Source organism: Nocardioides ferulae (genome assembly GCF_003660455.1).
In the GTDB taxonomy this organism is placed as follows: Bacteria; Actinomycetota; Actinomycetes; order Propionibacteriales; family Nocardioidaceae; genus Nocardioides; species Nocardioides ferulae.
In genome coordinates this window covers 82,509-104,493 of the sequence record NZ_QZVR01000002.1, presented here as the reverse complement: position 1 = coordinate 104,493, position 21,985 = coordinate 82,509, and the positions used below count along the sequence as shown (strand labels likewise).

At 74.0% G+C, this 21,985-nt stretch carries 21 protein-coding genes and 1 riboswitch; of the genes, 11 read left to right on the top strand and 10 right to left on the bottom strand.

The genetic code is table 11. The features are described from left to right. Nucleotides 1–25: 25 nt before the first annotated feature. The 4 genes from D6B71_RS03540 to D6B71_RS03525 all read left to right on the top strand — a co-directional run bounded on the left by D6B71_RS03540 (nucleotide 26) and on the right by D6B71_RS03525 (nucleotide 4,903). Nucleotides 26–898 carry a PASTA domain-containing protein gene (locus tag D6B71_RS03540; protein WP_121252104.1) on the top strand — a complete coding sequence of 291 codons (873 nt, stop codon included), beginning with the start codon at nucleotides 26–28 and terminating at the stop codon, nucleotides 896–898. 120 nt (nucleotides 899–1,018) lie between these two features. Further along, a riboswitch (guanidine-III (ykkC-III) riboswitch) is annotated at nucleotides 1,019–1,083 on the top strand. 11 nt (nucleotides 1,084–1,094) lie between these two features. After that, the gene (locus tag D6B71_RS03535; protein WP_121252102.1) at nucleotides 1,095–1,409 is read left to right on the top strand and encodes a DMT family transporter; all 315 of its coding nucleotides are present in this window, start codon (nucleotides 1,095–1,097) and stop codon (nucleotides 1,407–1,409) included. Between the two features lie 90 nt (nucleotides 1,410–1,499). After that, nucleotides 1,500–2,279 carry an HAD family hydrolase gene (locus D6B71_RS03530; protein WP_420846288.1) on the top strand — a complete coding sequence of 260 codons (780 nt, stop codon included), beginning with the start codon at nucleotides 1,500–1,502 and terminating at the stop codon, nucleotides 2,277–2,279. Then, nucleotides 2,276–4,903 carry a glycoside hydrolase family 65 protein gene (locus D6B71_RS03525; protein ID WP_240641043.1) on the top strand — a complete coding sequence of 876 codons (2,628 nt, stop codon included), beginning with the start codon at nucleotides 2,276–2,278 and terminating at the stop codon, nucleotides 4,901–4,903. The genes D6B71_RS03530 and D6B71_RS03525 overlap by 4 nt, the downstream gene beginning before the upstream one ends. Before the next feature lie 33 nt (nucleotides 4,904–4,936). Here the strand turns inward: D6B71_RS03525 and D6B71_RS03520 are convergent, their stop codons facing one another. Continuing rightward, complete coding sequence (locus D6B71_RS03520) at nucleotides 4,937–6,040, bottom strand: WD40/YVTN/BNR-like repeat-containing protein (RefSeq protein ID WP_121252098.1); 1,104 nt, start codon at nucleotides 6,038–6,040, stop codon at nucleotides 4,937–4,939. A gap of 70 nt (nucleotides 6,041–6,110) precedes the next feature. Between D6B71_RS03520 and D6B71_RS03515 the strand changes: the two genes are divergently transcribed. From D6B71_RS03515 to D6B71_RS03500, 4 genes are all read left to right on the top strand, one after another. Further along, on the top strand, nucleotides 6,111–6,986 hold the full coding sequence (locus D6B71_RS03515) for an EamA family transporter (RefSeq protein ID WP_121252096.1): 876 nt from the start codon (nucleotides 6,111–6,113) through the stop codon (nucleotides 6,984–6,986). Between the two features lie 125 nt (nucleotides 6,987–7,111). Beyond that, complete coding sequence (locus tag D6B71_RS03510) at nucleotides 7,112–7,387, top strand: hypothetical protein (RefSeq protein ID WP_121252094.1); 276 nt, start codon at nucleotides 7,112–7,114, stop codon at nucleotides 7,385–7,387. A gap of 67 nt (nucleotides 7,388–7,454) precedes the next feature. Further along, the gene (locus D6B71_RS03505; protein ID WP_121252092.1) at nucleotides 7,455–8,405 is read left to right on the top strand and encodes an alpha/beta fold hydrolase; all 951 of its coding nucleotides are present in this window, start codon (nucleotides 7,455–7,457) and stop codon (nucleotides 8,403–8,405) included. A gap of 34 nt (nucleotides 8,406–8,439) precedes the next feature. Further along, nucleotides 8,440–9,582, top strand: a complete 1,143-nt coding sequence (locus D6B71_RS03500) for a PQQ-dependent sugar dehydrogenase (RefSeq protein WP_121252903.1) — start codon at nucleotides 8,440–8,442, stop codon at nucleotides 9,580–9,582. A 317-nt stretch (nucleotides 9,583–9,899) separates the two neighbouring features. Here D6B71_RS03500 and D6B71_RS03495 read toward each other — a convergent pair whose 3' ends face one another. Continuing rightward, nucleotides 9,900–11,027, bottom strand: a complete 1,128-nt coding sequence (locus tag D6B71_RS03495) for a hypothetical protein (RefSeq protein WP_121252090.1) — start codon at nucleotides 11,025–11,027, stop codon at nucleotides 9,900–9,902. Between the two features lie 21 nt (nucleotides 11,028–11,048). Here D6B71_RS03495 and D6B71_RS22605 point away from each other — a divergent pair, with 21 nt between their 5' ends. Then, nucleotides 11,049–11,195, top strand: coding sequence for a hypothetical protein (locus tag D6B71_RS22605; protein WP_164519528.1), 147 nt, complete (start codon nucleotides 11,049–11,051; stop codon nucleotides 11,193–11,195). A gap of 189 nt (nucleotides 11,196–11,384) precedes the next feature. Here D6B71_RS22605 and D6B71_RS03490 read toward each other — a convergent pair whose 3' ends face one another. Then, the gene (locus D6B71_RS03490) at nucleotides 11,385–12,104 is read right to left on the bottom strand and encodes an RCC1 domain-containing protein (RefSeq protein WP_240641042.1); all 720 of its coding nucleotides are present in this window, start codon (nucleotides 12,102–12,104) and stop codon (nucleotides 11,385–11,387) included. Between the two features lie 207 nt (nucleotides 12,105–12,311). Further along, complete coding sequence (locus tag D6B71_RS03485) at nucleotides 12,312–12,917, bottom strand: class I SAM-dependent methyltransferase (protein ID WP_121252086.1); 606 nt, start codon at nucleotides 12,915–12,917, stop codon at nucleotides 12,312–12,314. A gap of 55 nt (nucleotides 12,918–12,972) precedes the next feature. Here D6B71_RS03485 and D6B71_RS03480 point away from each other — a divergent pair, with 55 nt between their 5' ends. Beyond that, complete coding sequence (locus D6B71_RS03480) at nucleotides 12,973–13,614, top strand: SAM-dependent methyltransferase (RefSeq protein WP_121252084.1); 642 nt, start codon at nucleotides 12,973–12,975, stop codon at nucleotides 13,612–13,614. Nucleotides 13,615–13,636: 22 nt separating this feature from the next. Here D6B71_RS03480 and D6B71_RS03475 read toward each other — a convergent pair whose 3' ends face one another. After that, the gene (locus D6B71_RS03475) at nucleotides 13,637–14,296 is read right to left on the bottom strand and encodes a response regulator transcription factor (RefSeq protein ID WP_121252082.1); all 660 of its coding nucleotides are present in this window, start codon (nucleotides 14,294–14,296) and stop codon (nucleotides 13,637–13,639) included. 110 nt (nucleotides 14,297–14,406) lie between these two features. On the opposite strand from D6B71_RS03475, the gene D6B71_RS23040 reads away from it, so the two are divergent. Next, nucleotides 14,407–16,209, top strand: a complete 1,803-nt coding sequence (locus tag D6B71_RS23040) for a TPM domain-containing protein (RefSeq protein WP_206051543.1) — start codon at nucleotides 14,407–14,409, stop codon at nucleotides 16,207–16,209. A gap of 1 nt (nucleotide 16,210) precedes the next feature. Here D6B71_RS23040 and D6B71_RS03465 read toward each other — a convergent pair whose 3' ends face one another. From D6B71_RS03465 to D6B71_RS03440, 5 genes are read right to left on the bottom strand one after another with little or no spacing between them, the layout of a single operon-like run. Then, nucleotides 16,211–17,041, bottom strand: coding sequence for an ECF transporter S component (locus tag D6B71_RS03465; RefSeq protein WP_121252080.1), 831 nt, complete (start codon nucleotides 17,039–17,041; stop codon nucleotides 16,211–16,213). Then, nucleotides 17,038–18,627, bottom strand: a complete 1,590-nt coding sequence (locus tag D6B71_RS03460) for an ABC transporter ATP-binding protein (RefSeq protein WP_121252078.1) — start codon at nucleotides 18,625–18,627, stop codon at nucleotides 17,038–17,040. The genes D6B71_RS03465 and D6B71_RS03460 overlap by 4 nt, the downstream gene beginning before the upstream one ends. Next, nucleotides 18,624–19,718 carry an energy-coupling factor transporter transmembrane component T family protein gene (locus tag D6B71_RS03455; protein WP_240641041.1) on the bottom strand — a complete coding sequence of 365 codons (1,095 nt, stop codon included), beginning with the start codon at nucleotides 19,716–19,718 and terminating at the stop codon, nucleotides 18,624–18,626. The genes D6B71_RS03460 and D6B71_RS03455 overlap by 4 nt, the downstream gene beginning before the upstream one ends. Then, nucleotides 19,715–20,632, bottom strand: a complete 918-nt coding sequence (locus D6B71_RS22600) for a hypothetical protein (protein WP_164519525.1) — start codon at nucleotides 20,630–20,632, stop codon at nucleotides 19,715–19,717. The genes D6B71_RS03455 and D6B71_RS22600 overlap by 4 nt, the downstream gene beginning before the upstream one ends. Beyond that, complete coding sequence (locus tag D6B71_RS03440; protein ID WP_121252072.1) at nucleotides 20,629–21,744, bottom strand: prenyltransferase/squalene oxidase repeat-containing protein; 1,116 nt, start codon at nucleotides 21,742–21,744, stop codon at nucleotides 20,629–20,631. Before D6B71_RS03440 ends, D6B71_RS22600 begins: the two co-directional genes overlap by 4 nt. Nucleotides 21,745–21,985 lie beyond the last annotated feature (241 nt).

Here is a 21,985-nt window from a genome sequence, read left to right as displayed (position 1 = left end):
GTGAGGGAAGAAGGAGATGAGGGCCATGCGACTGCGCTGGGCCACCACCGTCTGCACGCTGCTGCTCCTCGCCTCGTGCGGGTCGTCGGACTCCGACACCCCGTCCGCAGGAGAGCCCGAGAGCAGCGCACCCACCAGCACCCCGGCCAGCAGCCCGGAGTCCCCCGAGGCGTCGCCGAGCGCCGACCCGGTGCTGATGCCCGACCTGATCGGCATGCCCCAGACGTTGGCCGGCCGAGCTCTCGGCCGGATCGAGGCCAGGCACGACCTCGGCCTCTCCTCCGCCTGGGGCCGGCCGGTCACGGTGCGCTGCGGCACCCGCCCCGAGACCGTGGCGTTCCAGCACCCCGACCCCGGGACGCCGCTGCGGCCTGGCACCACGGTGCGCATCCGCACCGCCGCGCTCGACCTGGCGCGCTTCCGCGGACCGTGCGAACCCGTCGACGGTGACCTCGGCCCGGTCACCGGCCCGGACGCCACCCTGGCCCGCGCCTTCTACCGGTTCGCCGCCGACCCGACGCTCGGTGCGCCGTTCGCGCCCGGAGCCGTGTGGACCGGTATCGAGGACGGGCTCGCCGGGACCAACCTCGACGAGGCAGCACGCACCGACCTGTCCGCCTGGCAGCTCCACACGACGTACGCCGAGCGCGGCGGCCCGTTCTCCGCGCTCGACGTGGTGGCGGCCAGCGGCGGCTACTACGAGCTGACCCGCGGCGTCGCCGGCACCTGCCCAGCGGGCGAGGGTGAGGCTCCCCCCGAGCTGGCGGGCCTGCGCGCCCTCAGCCTGACCGCACCGCGCGACGTCACCGACTCCTGCATGGAGTGGTGGGGCGTGACGCTGTTCCTCGACGGCGAGGACCACATCCGCGGCATCGCCCTGCGCCTCGGCTCACCGTGAGCGTCCGCTCGTAGATCGACGGACGTAAGCCCCGACCAAGCGGCGGGTCCACGCCTGGCGCGGACCCGCTGGCCGGCGTTGTGTCCGTCCATCTACGACGCCCGAGGAAGGTAGGCTCGGGCCCCGAGCCACCCACGGCTCACCGGACGAGGGAGCCGTACCCGGCACGCGACAAGACGGCCACCAGGAGGTCATCGTGGCGTGGCTCGTGCTGGTGGTGTCGGGAGTGCTGGAGTCGGTGTGGGCGGTCGCCCTTGGCAGGTCCGAGGGGTTCTCGAAGCTCGCGCCGTCGGTGCTGTTCGCCGTCGCGCTGACGCTGAGCATGGGCGGCCTGGCCTACGCGATGCGCGCGATCCCCACCGGCACCGCGTACGCCGTGTGGGTGGGCATCGGCGCCTCGCTCACCGTCGCCTGGGGCATGGCGACGGGCACCGAGCCGGTGAGCATGGTCCGGGTGCTGCTGCTGACCGGGCTGGTGGCCTGCATCATCGGCCTCAAGCTGGCGCACTGAGCATCGTCGGCCTCGGCCGGTGGCGCGGCTCTCACACCGCGATCGGGAGAGGTCCCACGCGCCCACCACGGCTCCCCTAGCCTCGGACGTGTGAACACCCGACACCCGGAGGTCCGCCCGGTGGACTGGACGCGCTTCGAGGCGGTGCTGTTCGACCTCGACGGCGTCGTGACCCCGACCGCCGAGGTGCACATGCGCGCCTGGGCGGAGATGTTCAACGAGTTCCTCAGCGCCTACGGGGCCGACCCCGCGGTCGACACCGCCCCCTACACCGACGCCGACTACTTCGCCCACGTCGACGGCAAGCCGCGCTACGACGGGGTCCGCGACTTCCTGGTCTCACGGGGGATCGAGCTGCCCGAGGGCACCAGCGACGACGCGCCCGACCAGGTGACGGTGCGGGGCCTGGGCAACCGCAAGAACGACGCGTTCAACGTGGTGCTGGAGCGCGACGGGGTGGTCGCCTATCCCGGCTCGGTGGCGCTGCTGGACCACCTGCGCGACCTCGGGCTGCCGCTGGCGGTGGTCTCCTCCTCGGCGAACGCCCCGGCGGTGCTGGCCGCGGCCGGCCTGGCCGACCGGTTCGAGACCGTCGTCGACGGCCGGGTCGCCCATCGGGAGGGGCTGCCCGGCAAGCCGGCGCCCGACACGTTCGTGCACGCCGCGACTCTGCTCGGCACGACGCCCGCGCTCAGCGTGGTGCTCGAGGACGCCGTCTCCGGCGTCCGCGCCGGGGTCGCCGGCGGCTTCGGGCTGGTGATCGGCGTCGACCGGGGCGCGGGCGACGCGCTGCGCGCGGCCGGGGCCGACCCGGTGGTCGCCGACCTGGCCGTGCTGGTGCCGGGGGCCGAGACCGGGGCCGTCCGGTGAGGCGCCGCCGCATCCCCGCGGACCCGATCGACCGGGGCCGGTTCCCGCTCGACCCCTGGCGGCTGGTCGAGGAGGACCTGCGCACCGACGACCTGGGCGTCACCGAGACCCTCTTCTCGGTCGCCAACGGCTACCTCGGCATGCGCGGCAACCCCGACGAGGGCCGCGACTCCCACACCCACGGCACGTTCATCAACGGCTTCCACGAGACCTGGCCGATCCAGCACGCCGAGGCCGCGTTCGGCTTCGCCCGCACCGGGCAGACGATCGTCAACGTCCCGGACGCGAAGGTGATCAAGCTCTACGTCGACGACGAGCCGCTGCTGCTCGCCACCGCCGACCTCGAGCACTACCAGCGCAGCCTGGACTTCCGCGACGGCATCCTGCGGCGCAGCCTGATATGGCGCACTCCCGCCGGCAAGCGGCTGCGGATCAACACGACCCGCATGGTGTCGATGACCGAGCGCCACCTGGCGATGATGACCTTCGAGATCACCATGCTCTCCGGCGACGCGCCGATCGTGCTCTCCTCCCAGCTGCTCAACCGGCAGGACGGCCGCGACGAGTACCACGTGCCGTCGGCGGCCATGGGGTCGGGCTTCGACCCGCGCCGCAGCTCGGTGTTCACCGACCGGGTGCTGCTGCCGCAGCTGTCGCAGGCCGCCGGAGAGCGGCTGATGCTCGGCTACCGGTGCGCCCGCTCCGGCATGACCCTCGCCGTCGGCGCCGACCACCGCGTCGAGTGCGAGTCCGACTACGACGTGCTGCTGCGCCACGAGGACGACCTGGCCAAGCTGGTGCTGCGCGCCGAGCTCACCGAGGGCTCGACGCTGCGCCTGGAGAAGGTGGTGGCCTACCACACCTCGCGCGGCGTGCCCGTGCGCGAGCTGACCGACCGCTGCGAGCGGACGCTGTCCCGCGCCGCCAGCCACGGCGTCGAGCACTACCAGCGGGAGCAGCGCGCCTGGTTCGACGGCTTCTGGGAGCGCGCCGACGTGCAGGTCGACGGTGACCCGGCGGCCCAGCAGGCGATCCGGTTCAACCTGTTCTCGCTCGCGCAGGCGACGGCCCGCTCCGACCAGATGGGGGTGCCGGCCAAGGGCGTGACCGGCTCGGGCTACGAGGGGCACTACTTCTGGGACACCGAGGTCTACGTCGTCCCGTTCCTCAGCTACACCGACCCCGACGTGGCCCGCAACGTGCTGCACTTCCGCACCCGGATGCTGCCCGCCGCGCGCGAGCGGGCGGCCGAGATGGCCAACCGCGGCGCGATGTTCCCGTGGCGCACCATCAACGGCGAGGAGGCCTCGGCCTACTACGCGGCCGGCACCGCACAGGTGCACATCGACGCCGACATCGCCTTCGCGCTCGCCAAGTACGTCTGGGTCTCGGGCGACGAGGGGTTCGCCGTGCGCGAGGGCATCGACGTCGTCGTCGAGACCGCGCGCATGTGGGCCGACCTGGGCTTCTGGCACGACAACGGCGAGCGCACCTTCCACATCCACGGGGTCACCGGGCCGGACGAGTACACCACCGTCGTGAACAACAACCTGTTCACGAACGTGATGGCCCGGTTCAACCTGGAGAAAGCCGTCCAGATCGTCGACTACGTCCGCGAGAAGTACCCCTCGTCGTACGCCCTGGTGGTCTCACGGCTCGGCCTCACCGACGAGGAGGTCGCCGAGTGGCGAGCGTGCGCCGAGGGCATGACGATCCCGTTCGACGCGGGGCTCGGCATCCACCCGCAGGACGACTCGTTCCTCGACCGCGAGGCGTGGGACCTCTCCCGCACCCCGGAGGACCTGCTGCCGCTGCTGCTCAACTACCACCCGCTGGTCCTCTACCGGTTCCAGGTGCTCAAGCAGGCCGACGTGGTGCTCGCCATGTTCTTGCAGGGTGACCGGTTCAGCCCCGACGAGAAGCTCGCCAACTTCGCCTACTACGACCCGATCACGACCGGCGACTCGACGCTCTCACCGGTGGTGCAGTCGATCATGGCCGCCGAGGTGGGCTACCGCATCGCCGCCGCCGACTACTTCCGCGAGGCGCTCTTCGTCGACCTGCTCGACCTGCACCGCAACACCGTCGACGGGGTGCACATCGCCTCAGCCGGCGGGGTGTGGCAGGCGCTGGTCTTCGGGTTCGGGGGGCTGCGCGACCACGAGGGCCACCTCTCCTTCGACCCGCGGCTGCCCGACGACTGGACCGCGATGCGCTACCGGCTGCGGGTCCGGGGCCTGTCGCTGTCGGTCGAGCTGACCGCCGAGGCGCTGAGCCTCTCGCTGGAGTGCGACGGCCCGCGCGGCGCCGGGGTGTCCGACGACGGGCCCGGCTTCGTGCACTCCCACGAGCTCCACCTCACGGTGCGCGGCGTCGACCACGTGATGCTCCCCGGCGAGACGCTGCGCCTCGAGATGGACTGCCGCGGCCCGCGCCAGACCGCCCGGCTCGGCAAGCACCCGCGCACCGGCGGGGTCCGCGCCGACGGCACCAGGATCACCGCCGGCGTGCCCGACCCGGTGCGCCACCGCGATCCGACCGACGCCGACCAGACCGGCGAGCTCCCGGCGATCTCGCTGGGGCCGGACGACGGCCTGCTCTCCCCGAACCGCACGCCCGACTGAGCCGAACGGGTACGCCCGGACGGCGTACGCCGGTCAGCCCGGCAGGGCGGCGGCGCGCACGGTCATCACGTCCGGCAGCCCGCTGACCACCTCCCGCCAGCTCTCGCCGTCGTCGGCCGACCCCCACACCGAGCCGTTGCGACCCCCGAAGTAGACCCCGGCCCGCTCGTGGTCGTCGGTGCACATGGCATCGCGCATCACCGCCACCCAGAACGTGTCCGGCAGCCCGTCACCGAGCTCCTGCCAGCTGCCGCCGGCATCGCGCGAGCGCCACACCCGGGCCCGGCCGTGGGGTGGGAAGCGCCCCTCGCCGCCGTCGAGCGGGAAGACGAAGATCGTGTCCGGCTCGTGGGGGTGCACCACCATCGGGAACCCGAAGTCGCTGGGCAGCCCCGCCCCGATGTCGACCCAGGAGGCGCCGTGGTCGTCGGAGCGGTAGACCCCGCCGTGGTTCTGCGCGAACAGCCGCTCCGGGCGCGCCGGGTGCCGGGCGACCTTGTGGACGCACTGGCCGAACGCGGGGAAGCGCTGGTCCTCGGGCAGGAAGTCGGCCCGGATGCCCTGGTTGCGCGGCGCCCACGAGCCCCCGCCGTCGCTGGTCTGGTAGACGCCGCCGGTCGAGATCGTCACGGTCACCGAGGCCGGGTCGGACGGGTGCGGCAGGATCGTGTGGAACGCCTGACCGCCGAAGCCGGCGCCCCACTCCGCACGGTGCGGGTGGTCCCACAGGGCCTGCTCGAGCGCGAAGGTCTCGCCGCCGTCGGTGGAGCGCCACACCGCCCCGGGCTCGGTGCCGGCGAAGACCACGCCCGGCTCGCTGCCCGGCGTCAGCTGCCAGACCCGCTCGACGCTGGCCCCGGCGTCCTCGGCGAACCGGACGCCGCCCCCGGGGGTCTCCTGCCAGGTCTCGCCGAGATCGTCGGACCAGCGCACCGCGGGCCCCAGCCAGCTCGACGACGCCCCCGCGAGGAGCCGCGGCGGGCGACCCTGCGGCGTACGCGCGTCGACCAGGCAGGAGTAGACCTCCTCCATCGCGAAGTGCGGACCGGTGACCTGCCACTCTCGCCGCTCCTCGTCCGAGGTGCCCAGCCACAGCCCCTTGCGGGTGCCGATCATCAACACCGTGCGCTCGCCCATCCGGCTCTCCGTCCCGCGCCGGGGGCGTCCCCCTCGGCGCACTCGTGGTCGCATTCCCTACATTGACCCGGTGACCACCCGAAAGTCATCGCCCGGGCTGGTCCTCTCCCCCGTGTGGCTGGTGCTCGCCGGGATCGCGTCGGTCCAGCTCGGCGCCGGGGTCGCGAAGAGCCTGTTCGACGAGGTCGACCCCACCACGATCGTGTGGTTGCGGCTGGCGACCAGCTCGCTGGTCCTGGTCGCGGTGGCCCGGCCGCGGCTGGCCGGCCGCTCGGCCGCCGACTGGTGGGTAGTGGCCGGGTTCGGGCTCAGCCTGGGGCTGATGAACTGGGCGATCTACCAGTCGTTCGCACGGATCCCGCTCGGGGTCGCGGTGACGATCGAGTTCGTCGGGCCGCTGACGCTCGCGGTGCTCGGCTCACGACGCCCGCGCGACCTGCTGTGGGTGGCCCTCGCCGCGATCGGCGTCCTGCTGCTCGGCTTCGAGGGCGCGGCCCTGACCGTCGCGGGAGTGCTCTTCGCACTGCTCGCCGGCGCCGCGTGGGCGGCGTACATCCTGTTGAGCGCGCGGACCGGACGGCACTGGGCCGGCTTCGACGGGCTCGCGGTGGCGAGCGTCGTGGCCACCGTGCTGTTGACCCCGCTCGCGGTCGGCGGGGGCGGGGAGCAGCTGGTCGACGGGCGGGTGCTGCTGCTGGGGGCGGCGGTCGGACTGCTCAGCTCGGTCATCCCCTACAGCTGCGAGCTGGTGGCGCTGCGGACGCTGCGCCCCGCGGTGTTCTCCATCCTGATGAGCCTGGAGCCGGCCGCGGCGGCGCTGGCCGGGATGCTGGTGCTCGCCGAGTTCCTCTCGGGCTGGCAGTGGCTGGCGATGGCCTGCGTCGTCGCGGCCAGCATCGGCGCCACCCGCAGCGGGCGGGCGATCGCCGAGCCGGTCCCGGACTGACCGGCACCGGCCGGTCCCTCGAGCTCGTTCACGGACTCGTCACACGACGGTGACCGCCGGGTCGCATGCGCTGCCTAGCGTTGGGGGCCCGTCAGCACCTCCCACCCAGCCCCACGGAGTCGCAGATGCTCGGATCCTCGCTCCTCCTGGCCGCCCGACTGCCCCGCGTCGCCCTGCGTCCGGTCCTCCAGCCCGCCACCCGCCGCTTCGACCGCTGGTCGGTGCAGGCCCAGCAGCAGGCTCGACGCAACGCCATGATCGCCTCCACCGTGCTCGCACAACGGCGTGCGGAGCACGTCGAGGTGGAGGAGTTCCTCGCCGCCCGCTTCGGCCGGGCCGCCGAGGACACCCTCGGTCTGCCACCCGCCGCCGCACCCTTCGCGGAGGCGGCGCACGGCTGACCCTCGGGGCCCGGTCGCCGGAACCGGCCGGGCCCCGAACCGTGGGCGGCTCGGGCACAATCGGTGCATGCCGACCTCCGCGGCCCGGGCCGCCACCCAACGTTCCCTCGCCTACCGTGACGTCCTCTCCGACGACGGCACCCGGCTGCGGGCGTGGACCAACGACCCCGACGGCACCTCCGGCGCACCCACCGTGCTGCTGTGCAACGGCCTCGGGACCAACCCGTGGGTGTGGCCGGCGCTGCTGCGTCCCGACTGCGGGGTGCGGGTGGTGTCGTGGTTCCACCGCGGCGTGGGCGGGTCGGCGCGGCCGACCGACCCCGACCGGGTCGGGGTCGAGGTGATGGTGGAGGACGCCCTGTCGGTGATGGACTCCTTCGGCATCGACAAGGCGGTGCTGCTCGGCTGGTCGATCGGGGTCAACACGATGTTCGAGCTGGCCGCCGAGCACCCCGAGCGGGTGCGCGGCCTGTGCGCGGTCGCCGGGGTGCCCGGCGACACGTTCGCGACGATGCTCGGCCCGTTCCGGGTGCCGATGCCCGTGGCCAAGGTCGCGGTCCGCGGGCTGTCGCGGGCGTTGAAGCTCGGGGGGCGTGCGGTCACGCCGGTCACGAGCCGGCTGCCGGTGGGCACGAAGACGATCGGGGTGCTCAGCCACACCGGGTTCATGTTCCCGATGCCCGACCAGCAGGCAGGCGCCCGCGCGGTCGCGGAGTTCCTGCGCACCCCCGTCGACTGGTACTTCCACTCCGCGCTGCGCGCCTCGGAGCACCCGCGGGTCTCGCTGAGCCGGGTCAAGGTGCCGGCGGTGTTCATCTCGGGGCGCTACGACCTGATGGCCGGTCACCGGCACCTGGCGAGCGCGGCGGAGCGGATGGACGACGCGACGTACGTCGAACTGCGCGGCAGCCACTTCCTGCCGCTGGAGCAGCCCGACGAGGTGCACCGCCACCTGCTCGAACTGATCAACCGGGCCGAGCGGGCCGAGCGGGCCGAGCGCAACGAGCGGGACGGCTGAGGTGCGGCGCCGGCCCGGGCTGCTCTCGAGTTCGATGGTTGGGCTGCTAACCACAGGGGTGCTGGTCGGCTGCTCGCAGGGCGGCAACGAGGTCGACGTGAGCGTCACCGGCACGCCGGTGCCGTCGGTGTCGGACTCCCCCACCGGGTCGCCGTCGGCCACCGACGATTCGAGCGGCCCGAAGAGCGATCGCCCCGACCGACCGCCGAGGGTGCTCGGCACGATCGCCTCCGGCCTGGAGGTGCCGTGGGGGCTGGCCTTCCTGCCGAGCGGCGACGCGGTGGTCACCGAGCGGATCAGCGGCCGGGTGCTGCTGTTGAGCGGCCCGAAGCACCGGGTGAGCGAGCTCGGCACGATCGCCATCACCGAGCCGAACGTCGAGGCGGGGCTGCTCGGCGTGGCGGTCTCCCCCGACTTCGACAGCGACCGGCTGCTCTACTTCTACGTCAGCACCGCCGAGGACAACCGGGTGGTGCGCGCCGAGCTCCGCGGCGGCGGGCTGGGCGAGCTCCAGGACGTGCTGACCGGCATCCCGAACGGCTTCATCCACGACGGCGGCCGGCTGCTGTTCGGCCCCGACGGGCTGCTCTACGTCTCCACCGGCGAGATCGGCGAGCCCTCGCTGGCGCAGGACCGCGACTCGCTGGCCGGCAAGATCCTGCGGATCACCCCCGACGGCGACCCTGCCCCCGGCAACCCGTTCGACAGTCCGGTCTGGTCGTGGGGCCACCGCAACGTGCAGGGTCTGGCCTTCGACGACGCCGGCCGGCTGTGGGCCTCGGAGTTCGGCGACAGCTCCTTCGACGAGCTGAACCTGATCGAGAAGGGAGCCAACTACGGCTGGCCCGAGGTCGAGGGCATGCCGCAGGGCAGCCAGACCGACCTCGACTTCACCGACCCGCAGGCCACCTGGGACGTCGCCGAGGCCTCCCCCTCCGGCCTGGCCTTCGCCGACGGCTACCTCTACCTCGCCGCGCTACGCGGCGAACGCCTGTGGCGGGTGCCGGTGACCGGCAGGGGCGCCGGCAAGCCCGAGCCGTTCCTGGCCGGCGAGTACGGCCGGATGCGCACCGTCGCCGTCGCCCCCGACGGCACCCTGTGGGTCACCACCAGCAACCGCGACGGACGCGGTGAGCCGACCAAGGACGACGACCGGATCATCTCGGTGCGGCCCTGAGGCATGAGGTGGCGGGGGTTCCTGCCCAGCCATTCGGTCGCGACGTGGCGCACCGCCGTGCTTCGCTTCGTCATGCTGGAGGCAGGGATGAGGCGAGGCGTCGGTGAACTTCTGCCACGGTCTGGGTCGGAAGCGGACCGTCCGCACTGAGATTGGCATACAGCCTCTTCGGCCACAGCGCCTGGACGCCCGGACTCGGCTCACCCTCCACGAAGCAGACGGTATCCGCCAGCAGGGCATAGGGGGCTCCCACTTCACGCAGTCCGCAGCCGACCAGATCAGCGCCTTCCGTCCGCGCCCCTCCGCCGCGATCGCCTTCAGGCGGCAGTGGTGTCGGGCAGCCGGCGGCTGCCGGTGTGGTCGACGAGGTAGAAGCCGCCGTGGGGGTCGCGCCAGAGGTAGATGCCGGGGAAGGGTTGCTTGGCGTCCCAGTTGCCGTGGGTTTTCAGGCGGTGGTGGCTGGTGGTCATCGGGCCGTAGTTGCCGATACGGCTTTGGCCGGGTGGACCGCCGGGGTCGTAGGCCTTCGTGTGGTCGATCTGTTGCCTGCGGCTGGTCGATGAGCCCCACGGGAAGGTGTCGGCGGGGGTCATCAGGTGCACGGCCTGGCGGTGGCGTTCGGGGATCTCGTAGGCATCGACCGGGGCCTGGCCGGCCAGGTCGAGGACGGGCTGGATGCGGAACTTCGCTCGGGGCCCGAGGAGGTCGCGGATCCAGGCCTCGCTGACTGGTCCGTGGCCCTCGACCCGGGCGATGCCCTCGCCCTCGCGGCCGCCGTAGCAGTGGATGTGCAGCTGCACGGCAGGCAGGAGGTCGCTGGTCTCGGTGGTGGCGTCGGCTTCGGGGTCGGCGCCGGTGGCGAGGGCGAGGACGGCGTGGACCCGGCGCTCGTCGTCGGTCGCGAGCAGCGGGTCATCAGGCCGAGCGGCGGCGAGCTGGTCGGCGCGGGCGGTGATGGCGGCGTCGATGGCGTTGATAGTCGCGACATCGGCGCGGATCAGGAACGAAGCCATCCCGTGCGCCTCGCCGTGGACCTTCTTCGCGAACCTCGCCCGGGCGGCCTTGAGCTCCTTCTCCCGCGCGGTGGCGGGGGCGGCTTGGGCGACCTTAGCCTCGACCAGGGCCTCGAACCGGGACCAGGGGATGCGGCCGTCGGCCGACTCCACCACCCCAGCGTCGACGAACGCGGCTTCGTCGGGTTCGAGGTCGCGGGTCTTGGTCACGACGTGGCGGGCGTAGGAGGCACGGACCTCCCCGGCCTGGACCCGGGCCCACAGTTGGGGGTGGCGATGGTGGAGGTCGAGGGCGTCGGCGATCAACTGCGCGCCGGCGTAGGAGGAGCGCCCGATCCGCGCACCGAAGGTCGCGGCCGCGAACTCGCTCACCATGGGCGTGCCCTTGCCGCCGAACAGCTTGGGCTTCTCCCGCCCCGGCCGCGCCGACACCTTTGGATTCAGGCGGTCGGGGTGGTGCAGCACGGCCCACTGGTGGGCGAGCTCGAGGAGGTCGGTCTCGGCGTCGCGGATCGCGTGCGCGCGGGCGGTGGCGGCGTCGAGGACCTCGTCATCGACATCTCGTCCACTGCTTCGATCATGGGTCTAGTAGATCAGTGACCACCGACAGTCGAACGTGCATTCCCACCACTTTCCGAGGCTTCAGAGGTCACGAAAAGGTCACGATCTCCTCTACAGGCCGCGGTCGACCACCGGGGCAGGGGGTCTCGGCAGGCTCGACCACCGGAGCGGGTCGGCGGCCCGGCGGCGATCGAGGGGTGACCCGGCAGAGCGACCTCGTCGCAGCACCTACGCAGGCGGCCGGATCGCGCTCCATCCGGTGATGTCGCACTGACCGTGCCCGTTGCTTCCGGCGGCGACCACGGTTCCGTCCGTGCGTAGTCCCAGGGTGTGGGTGGATCCGGCCGCCACGGCGACGATCCCGCGCCAGCCGGCCACGTCGCACTGGCCGGAGTCGTTGCCACCGACCGCCACGGCTCGGCCGGCCGCGGTGACCGCGACGGTGTGAAAGCTGCCCGCCGCCACCGCCACGACGTCCCGCCAGGCACCGACGTCACAGGCTCCAGCCGATCGGTCCCCGACCGCGAGGACGCGTCCCTCGTCGGTGAGACCGACCGTGTGAAGGGAGCCGGCGGCGACGGCGACGACGTCCCGCCACGTGTGGACCGCGCACTGCCCACGGCGGTCGTTCCCCACGGCCACGGTGGTCCCATCGGCGCTGAGGCCCACCGAATGCCAGTCGCCACACGCCAACGCGACAACCTCACGCCAGTGACTCACGTCGCACGCCCCCTCGCGGAGCCGGCCCGCAGCCACCACGGTGCCGTCGGCGACGAGTCCCAAGGTGCGGCGCCAGCCCGCGGCGACACCGGTCACGCCGCGCCATGCCGCGACGTCACACTGTCCGGCACCGTTCCAGCCCGTCGCCCTCACCGTGCCGTCGGCGCAGAGTCCGACGCTGTGCGACCGTCCGGTGTTCGGCGCCGCGTGCACGTCACCCGCGGCCACGGCGACCACCTGGGTCCAGTCTGCGACTCGACACTCACCGGATCTCCCCGTGCCCGCTGCAACCACGGTGCCGTCGGCACACAGCCCCAGCGAGTGCCGGGGTCCAGCGGCGATGACAGGGCCACGCACGCGCCCAGCATGACCGATCATCTGGCGCCACGGCAGACCACGTCGCTCGGGCTCCTCGACCACCGAGCGGCACACCGACTAGACGGGCCGCAGGAGCGCGACCAGGAAGTCGGAGTCCTCGCGCCACGGTCGCAGGTCCCACGAGGACAGCAGCAGATCGGCCTCCAGCCCCGCCTCACGCGCATCCGCCAGGAACGCGGAGAACTCGTAGCCGCGTCCGGCTCCGAAGCCGATGACGGCCCGGCCCTCGGGTCGGACGTGCGCCCGGAGCCGCCGCAGCACCTCACCGCGCGTGCTCGGGGCGAGGAACGTCATCACGTTTCCGGCACACACGACGGCGTCGAAGGGCTCCGAGACACCGTGAGCGGCCAGGTCGAGCTCGGCCAGGTCCCCGACGATCCATCGAGGACCGGGATGATCCTCGACCGCGGCCTCGATCAGCACCGGATCGACGTCGACGCCGACCACGTCGTGCCCGAGGCGGGCGAGCTCGGCGCCGACCCGACCGGGACCGCAGCCCGCGTCGAGGATGCGCGCCCCGCGCCCCACCATCGCGTCGACCAGGCGTGCCTCCCCGGCCAGGTCGTGGCCGGCCGCCGCCATCGAGCGGAACCGCTCGACGTACCAGGACGAGTGGTCCGGGTCCGCCGCGACCTTCCGCATCCACGCGCTCTGTTCCACCATGCCTGCATTGTGCCGCCCGGGTGCCCAGGTCGATGAGCGGCACTAGGGTCGACACGTGCACGAACACGAGCGATTCGACGACGCGGCCGCGACCTGGGACGACGACCCGGCCCACGAGGCACGCCAGCAGGCGGTGGCTCACGCCATCGAGGAGGCCCTCGTCCTCACCCCGGAGTCGAGGGCACTCGACATCGGCGGCGGCACCGGCCGGTTGAGCATCCTGCTCGCCGACCGAGTCGGCTCCGTCGTGGTGACCGACACCTCCGCCGGCATGGTGCGGGTCGCGCAGGAGCGGATCGCGCAGGCCGGGCTCGGCGACCGGCTGCACGCCGTCCGGGCCGACCTCACGACCGACCGGCTGGAGGGGCCCTTCGACGTCGTGTGGAGCTCCATGGCCTTCCACCACGTGCCGGACCTGCCGGCCCTGCTGCGCTCGCTCGCCGGCCTCCTGGTGCCCGGCGGGCGGCTCGCCGTCGCGGACCTCGAGGAGGACCCCGAGGGCGCCTTCCACGCCGACAAGGCCGAGTTCGACGGGCACCACGGGTTCGACCGACAGCATCTGGCCGCCCAGCTCGCCGACGCCGGCTTCACCGACATCGCCTTCGTCGACGCCACCACCATCGTCAAGCAGGACCGCGAGTTCGGCGTCTTCCTCTGCACGGCGGCCAATGCGGCCGAGCCCGGCAGCGACGGGTGAGGGACCGCCGGACTCCAGGCCCTCAGGCCTCCGTGTCGTCGGTGGACTCGAAGCCGTTGCGGTAGCCCCACGCGACCGCCTCGGGGCGCTTGGTCACGCCGATCTTGGCGTAGGCGCCGCGGATGTAGGTCTTGACGGTGTTCACGCTCAGGTAGGACCGCTGCGCGATCTCGTCGTTGCTGAGGCCGCGGGTGATGAACGTCAGCATCTCGGCCTCGCGTTCGGACAACCCGAGCGACTGACCGGGCCAGGTGTGCACCGGCTCCCCCGCCACGGCGCCCGGCCGCGGCCGAGTGCTGTCGTGGATCTCGCAGATCGCTGCGACCAGCTCGGAGGCGCTCAGGCCCTTGTGCAGGTAGCCGGCGGCACCCGCGCGCCGGGCGGCCTCCTCCGGGTACTCCTCCCAGCTGTAGACCACCACCTTCGCCGAGTTCCCCGCGAGGATCCGGTGCAGCTTCGGATCTCGGTCCGGCAGCCGGCCGAACGTGTCGTAGAGGATCAGGTCCGGGCGGTGCGGTGTCATCGTGGGCGAGGTGGTCAGGTCCACCACCTGGATCTGCTCGGGGTACGCCGCGAGCATCTGCGCCAACCCGAGCAGCGCCAGCTCGTAGTCGTTGGACAGCGCCACCTTGATCGGGCGTCGTGCCTCCTCGGCCTCGGGCCGCTGGTCCTCGGGATCCATGACCCTCCGCTACCCGGGGACGGGCGTGGCCACTCGTCCGGTCGACGCTCGCCGCCCGGCGACACCCGGGGAACCGCCCGACCTCGCCCGCCGTCTGGCACGGTATGCCCATGCGTCTTCTCGGGGGGTCCGGCGCGGCCCTGCTGTCTGCCGGCGTCCTCACCCTGCTCGCCACCGCCCCAGCCACCGCGGCACCGGCCCCACCGGCCGAGCCGAGCCGGAGCCTGTGCGCCACGACCGTCGTCCACGACGGCGCCGGGGTGCTCGACGACGACCGCGTGCAGCAGGCCGCCGAGCGCGCCTTCGGCCGGGCCCTGAGCGACGGGATGATCGTCAAGGTCATCACCTACCAGCGCACCCCCGGCCGGCCCCGGGACTTCCCGCAGGTGCTGGCCCGCGACGCGCACAGCTGCGACGACTGGGGCTTCCGCGACGGCCGGGGCGGCTCGCTGCTGGTGATCGGACTCTCGGTCGACGACACCAAGCTCGGCAGCTACTTCGACGGCGCCGCCTCCGCCCGGTTCACCGCCGCGGAAGAGGCCGTCTACGACCGGATGGAGGCCAGCTTCCGGGCCGGCAAGTGGGACGAGGGCATGTCGGCGGCGCTGCTCGGCTTCGCCCGCGCGCACCCCACGGACACCTCCCCCGGTGGAGGACAGGCGCCGAACGACCGGCCCCCCGCCCCGCTCTACGAGCCGAACCGCGACGACACCGGCACGGACGCCCCCGGCTGGCTGCTCGCCGTGCCCGTCGGACTGCTGGTGGCCGGACTCGGCACCGCCGGCGGAGTGAGGCTCCGCCGACGCCGCCAGGAGCGCGCCGAGGCCCGCGCGGCCCTGTCGGACGCGACCGACGCGATGGCCCAGGCCTGGCTGGCGCTCGAGGGCTCCACGGAGCTCGTGGACGCTCGCGTCGTCGCGCTGCCCGGGGTCACCGACAGCGTGCTGGACGACGTCCGCGCCCGGCACGCCGAGGCTCGCCAGGCAGCCGACGCCGCGGCCGCCGACTACCTCGCCCTCTCCGAGCGGTACCCCGCCACCGCGGTCCGCGACGCCGACACCGACGAGGCCCGCCGCGGCCTCGAGCCGGTGCGCTCCTGCACCGCCGCGCTGCAGGGCGCGCGAACGGCGTACGACGCCGTCGACGAGCGGCTCACCGCCTGGGACGGGCTCCGCACCGGCCTGGCCGCCCGAGTGGCCACGCTGCGCCGGCAGGCCGACGAGGTCGAGGGTCTGCTGCGCAGTCGTGAGGCCGAGGGCTATCGCACCACCGACCTGGCCTCGTCGCCGCAGCGTGCCCGCGAGGCCGCGAGCGAGGCCGAGGCCACCGGCCGCGCGCAGCGCTACGGCGACGCCACCGCGAGCGTGACGGCGGCCGAACGGCTGCTGGACGCCGGCGAGCAGTGGCTGCGCGGGCTCGACGAGGTCCGCGCCACGCTGGCCGCCGACGCCGCGGCGCTGCACGAGCGACTCCGGGTGCTCGACACCGCTCTCGCCGAGGCCACGGTCACGTTGGAGTCGCTCGAGCGCGACCAGCACCCCACCTGCGTCGCCGGTCTCCGAGCCGACCTCGACGCGGCAACGGTCGTGCGTCGTCGGCTGACCGACGACCTCGGCGAGCTCGAGCGCAACGCGACCATGGCCGTCCAGGAGTTCCGGCTCGCCCAGGAGCAGGTCGCCCAGCGCCGGCGGGCCGCCCACTCGACCTGGAACGACTCCGGCGGGTCCGGCGGCTCCGGCCTCTTCGGCGGAGGCGGCTGGTCGGGCGGCGGCTCAGGTGGGGGCGGTCGCAGCTTCAGCGGAGGCGGCGGCGGTCGCTCGTTCGGCGGTGGTGGCGGCGGCGGTCGCTCCTTCGGCGGTGGCGGCGGCGGTCGCAGCTTCGGCGGCGGTGGCGGCGGCCGCCGGGGCCGGTAGGTCAGGCCGAGGCCGGCTGGGCGACGGCGGTCACCGTGGCTCGCCGCGCCGCCCGGCGCAGCGTGGTCAGCACCGCCGGGCCGAACAGCACGATCGCGAGCGCGGTGGTGATCGCGCGGCCGGTGTCCCAGCTGCCGGTCGAGGTCAGCAGCGTGTAGACGCCGAACCGCTCCAGGTTCCCCAGCAGCGGCGCACCCGGCACGTAGGCCAGCGACGACTCGTGGCCGGGCACCTGCACGCCCAGCAGGAACGGCCAGCCGGAGAGGTTCATCAACAGCCCGTAGGCGTACGACGCCACCACGCCGTACGCCGCGAGCAGCGCCACCTCCGCCCGGCCGGCGACGCGCCGGGGCAGCAGGCCGGCTCCCATGCCGACCCACGCCGCGATCAGCATCTGGAACGGCAGCCACGGCCCGACCCCGGCGGTCATCAGCGCCGAGGCGAACAGCGAGGTGCAGCCGAGCACGAACCCGAACCCGGGCCCGAACACCCGGCCTGACAGCACCAGCAGGAAGAACACCAGCTCGATGCCGGCCGTCCCGGCCGAGAGCCCGCGCAGGATCGCGTTGACCGCGCTCAGCACCCCGAGGAGTGCGAGCACTCGTGGGTCCAGGCCGCCCTCGGTGATCTCGGCGAGCACCACGGCCACCACCACCGGCAGCAGCGCCAGGAACAGGAACGGCGGGTCGACCCGGCCGCCCCCCGACGGCTGGAGGAGCAGCGGCCAGCAGAGCATCAGCAGACCGGCCACCGAGGCGGCGGTCAGCACCAGCGCCGAGCGGCGCGAGACCGGCACCGCCGCCGGCACGGCACGGCCAGCACGGGTGCTCATGCCGACTCCAGCGCGGTGACCACCTCGTCGACCAGCAGCCACGGCGGCCCGAGCACCTTGGTCACCTGCGGCGCGAACGACGGCGACTCGGCGAGCACCCGCTGCACGGGGCCGGCGGAGACCACCTCGCCCTCCGCGAGCACCACCACCTCGTCGGCGGCGCGGGCCACGAACTCGACGTCGTGGGTGGCGACCAGCACCGCGTGCCCCTGCACCGCCAGATCGCGCAGGATGTCGGCGAGCACGTGCTTGGCGGCGTAGTCGAGGCCCCGGGTGGGCTCGTCGAGCAGCAGCACCGGCGGCCGGGTGGCCAGCACCAGCGAGAGGGCGAGCGCGAGCCGCTGCCCCTCCGAGAGGTCGCGGGGATGCGCGTCCCCGGGGATCCCGGGAGCGAGCCGTTCGAGCAGCGCCCGGGCCGCTCCGGTGCCGTCGTCGCCGGCTGCGCACTCGGCGTCCACGGTCTCGAGGTAGAGCAGGTCGGCCGCGGTCTGCGGCAGCAGGCCGACCAGTCCTCGCCGGCCGGCGGCGTCCAGGGAGCCGGGGTCCTCCCCCGCCACCAGCACGCTGCCCGACCGGCGGCGACCGGTGCCCTGCAGCGCCCACAGCAGCGAGGACTTGCCGGCGCCGTTGCGCCCCATCAGCCCGGTCACCCGGCCGCCCAGGAGCTCCAGGTCGACCTCGCGGAGCGCGACGGTCCGGCCGTGCGCCACGGTCAGCCCGCGCGCGACCAGCGCGGTGCTGGTCTGCGGCCGGGCTCGCGGCGGCGGCACCACCAGGCGCTCGGCGAGGCCGCGCGCCCGGCGGCGGGCGTCGCGCACGCTCAGCGGCAGCGGCCGCCACCCGGCCGCCCGGCCGAGCTCGATGATCGGCGGGACCACCGGCGAGGAGGCCAGCAGCTCGGCGGGGTCCCCGGCCAACAGCCGGCCGTCGCCGGGCAGCACGCACAGGCGGTCGGCGAACGGCACCACCCGCTCCAGCCGGTGCTCGGCCAGCAGCACCGAGAGGCCCAGGTCGTGCACCAGGCGGGTGAGTGTGGCGAGCACGTCCTCGGCGGCGGTCGGGTCGAGCGCGGAGGTCGGCTCGTCGAGCACCAGCAGCCGCGGGTGCATGGTCAGCACCGACCCGATCGCCACCCGCTGCTGCTGCCCGCCCGAGAGCGTGCGCAGGTCGCGGGCCCGCAGGTCGGCGATGCCCAGCAGGTCGAGGGTCTCCTCGACGCGGCGCCGCATCGTCTCCGGTGGCAGCCCCAGCTGCTCCATGCCGTAGGCGAGCTCCTCCTCGACGGTGTCGGTGACGAACCCGGCCGCCGGGTCCTGCCCCACGTAGCCGAGCACGTGCGCCCGGTCCCGCGGCGCGGTGTGCACGATGCTGCGCCCGTCGAGCAGCAGGTCACCGATCAGCCGGCCCCCGGAGAACCGCGGGACGAGCCCGGTGACCACCCCGAGCAGCGTCGACTTGCCGACGCCGGTGGGGCCGGAGACCACCACCAGCTCGCCCTCCTCGATGGTGAGGTCCACGCCGTCGAGCACGAGCTCGGGCCGGTCGGGGTCGTCGTAGCCGAAGCTGACGCCGCGCAGCTCGATCACGCCGCCACCCCCAGGTGCGCCGGCCGTGGGGAGGCCACGGCTGGCAGCAGGCCGGCCAGCACCCCCACCAGTGCCAGCAGGCTCACCTGCGGCAGCACCGACAGGTCGGGGTAGGCGATGAGCATCTGATGCTCGCTGACCCACCAGGCAGTCACCGCGACCAGCACGCCCACGGCCGCGACCCCCATCTCCGGCAGCGACCACGGGTCCGGCCGGTAGCGGGTGCGCTCGACCCGGCGGCCGGCGCTGACCATGCCGGCGACCGCGAGCAGCAGCCCGGCGGCCAGCATCGGCAGGGCCAGCCACCGCGGCGCGGTGCTGTCGAGGACGGCGTACACGCCGACGCAGACGCCGCACAGGCCGACCAGCATCAGGGCCCCGGTGGTACGCCGCTGGGCCGGCGTCGCGGCGCCGGCCCGGCCGTAGCCGCGGGCGTCCATGCCGGCGGCGAGCGCCAGGGACCGCTCGAGGGCGTCCTCGAGCACCGGCACCAGCAGCCGGCGCAGCCGGCCGATCCGGCCGGTCGCGCCGGCGCGCAGCGCCTGCGCCGCCCGCACCCGGCGGACGCTGTCGGCGAACTGCGGGAGCACCGAGACGGCCACCACCATCGCGGTGCCGATCTCGTAGAGCGCCGGCGGCACGGAGCGGAGCAGCCGCTTGGGGTTGGCCAGCGCGTTGGCGGCGCCGATGCAGACCACGATGGCCGCGAGCCGCAGCCCGTCGTAGAGCCCGGCGAGCAGCGACTCGCGGGTGACCGGCCCGAGCAGCGTGACGCCCGCGACCCAGCTCGGCAGCGGCACGGTCGGCAGGTCGACCAGCACGGTGCCGGGGTAGCTGCCGCCGAACAGCAGCCGGAACAGCACGCGCAGCACCACGATCGCCAGCCCCACCCACAGGTAGAGGCGGAACGCACGGGCCCACGGCTGGTCGGAGCGGCGGGCGGCCACCACCAGCGCCGCCACCCCGACCAGCATCAGCAACAGCCAGGGGTTGGTGGTGAACGAGGCGGCCGCGGCCAGGCCGATCGCCCACACCCACCACGCCACGGGGTGCAGGTCCCTGGGCAGCCCCCCGGGCACGCTGGCGGTCACGGCGTCGCGGACCCCCGTCGCCGCAGCAGGACCGTCCCGCCCGCGCCGGCGAACAGCAGGGCCACCAGGCCGGGGGCGACCCAGCCCGGCAGCCCGTCACCGCCGTCGGCCGGCGGTTCGGCGGACGGCGCGAGGTCGCTCGCCTCGTCGGTGGGCGCGGCCGAGCCGCTCGCGCCGTCGGGCGAGGCCGACGGCTCGCCGTGCCGGCCCTTGCCGGGCTGGTCGCGCTTCTCCGGCTTGCCGGGCTTCTCCGGACGCCCGCGCTCGCCGGGCTCGGCGCCGGCCCCCGCCGCGGTCGGGGACGCCGAGGGCGACGCCGTGGGCGCCGGGCTCGAGGTCACCGGGCCCGAGGCCTGGCCGCCACCACCGCCACCACCGCCCGTGCCACCGCCTCCGCGGCCGCCGGAGCCACCGTTGGACGGCGACGCGGTCGGCTCGGACGTGGCGTGCGCGGCCGCGGCGAGCCCCGGCTGGACCGACCCGGCGGAGGCGTCCCAGGCGAACCCGACGTACCCCCCGTCAGGGATCTTCAGCGACCCGGCCCCAGCCGTGGAGTAGGTCCAGCTCCCGGAGGTGCCGTCGGACCACCACAGCGACCAGTAGGCGTCCTCGGGGGGCGTGTTCACGCATGCCTCGTCCGCCGGCACGCCGTCGATGCGACAGACGAAGCCCGGCTGACGCTGCACGTAGGAGAGCGCGAACCCGTTGCCGCTGAACAGGCTCGCCGCGGTGCTGCCGCCGCCGTCGGTGTCGCACACCGACTGGACGCCGCCGCCGAGCCCCTTGAAGTCGACCACCACGGTCACGCCGCTGTCGGTGGTGCACGCCGCCGCGGACGCGGGCGCCGCCGGGACGCTCACGGTGGCGGCCGCGGCCACGAGGGCCACGGCCGCCACGCGGGCCAGGAGCGTCATCGGCGGCAGGCGCCGCGGGCCAGCCAGCGCAGCGCGGGCGCCGCCTGGGCGCTCGCCCGGCGCCACTGGTCGCGGGCCTCGACGGTGATGCCGTCGGTCTTCGCGGTGTCGTAGCCGACGCGGTCGAAGGCGATCGCACCGGTCTCGCCGGCGAGCGGAGTGCGAGCGACGCCGCCGGGCACCTGCAGCCTGGCCACCCAGCGCGCGGCCTTGCGGGCCGGGGCGCAGACCCCGAGCTCACCCAGCGCCCACGAGGCCAGGCCGGTGGAGTTGGCGTTCGGGATGACCAGCGTGGGGTCGTCGCCCGGCCCGCCGTCGAAGCTGCCGTTCTTGCGCTGCTGGCGGACCAGCCAGCGCTTGCCGTCCGCGATGGCACTGCGGACCGCCTTGCTCCGGTGCGACTTGGGCAAGGCGTCCAGACCGAGCACGGCGATCGCGGTGACGTCGTTGTCGGGGGTGCGGGCGGACCTGGGAGCGTCGTCGCACCCCTGGTCGGCCGTCGTGAGCTCGTTGAAGTTGAGCCGGAAGAACCCCTTGCCACACTGCTGGAGGAGGAGGAAGTCGATCGCCTCGTCGGCCAGTGGCGACTTCGCCCGGGCCAGCGCCTCGGCGGCGAAGGACTGGCCGATCACGTTGGCGTAGTCGCTCTCGGACTTGTCACTGATGCGGCCCGCGAGCGGACCCCGGGCCTGCACCCGCTGCTCGAGCCGCTCGACGAGGTCGACGCCGCCGAAGTCGCGAGGGTCGCCGCCGGTGCGCTGCGCGAGCACGACGGCCTTGGCCACCGACCCGGCGTACACGTCGTCGGGAGCCCACTCGCCTCCGGTGGTGTAGGCCTCGATGTTGGCGGCGACCGCCTCGCGGGCGGCCCTGACCTTCTTGGGCGCCCGGTCGAGAGCCTCCAGCGCGAACGCGACGTCGACGGTCAGCCCGTAGTCGTCGAAGTCGTACTGGTCGTTGTGCACGACGCCTCCGGTGAGCTGGCGGGTGAGCCAGCCGGATGCTCGGCTGTCGGCGGTGGGGGCGGCCGAGGCCGAGGGGCCGACCAACACGGTGCCGGCGACGAGGGTGGCGCACAGGGACGCGGTGAGCGTCCGGAGGCGGTGCTGCATGAGGTTCCTTCCCGCTGCTCAGCGGGAGGCTCCGGCGCACCGGGTTGGCCACCCGCTGCTTTCCACGACAGCGTGTGATCCAAGACGCTCGCAGCAGGTGCTCCGGCTTGCCGTCGCGGTCCGGAGCACCTCGAGAGGTGTCCGGCCAGGATCGGCCTACGGTTGCGGGTCAGCGCCGGATTCGGACCGGCTTTCCCCGCTGCGGGCGTGGGTGATTGGTGCTCGCACCCTACCAACGAAA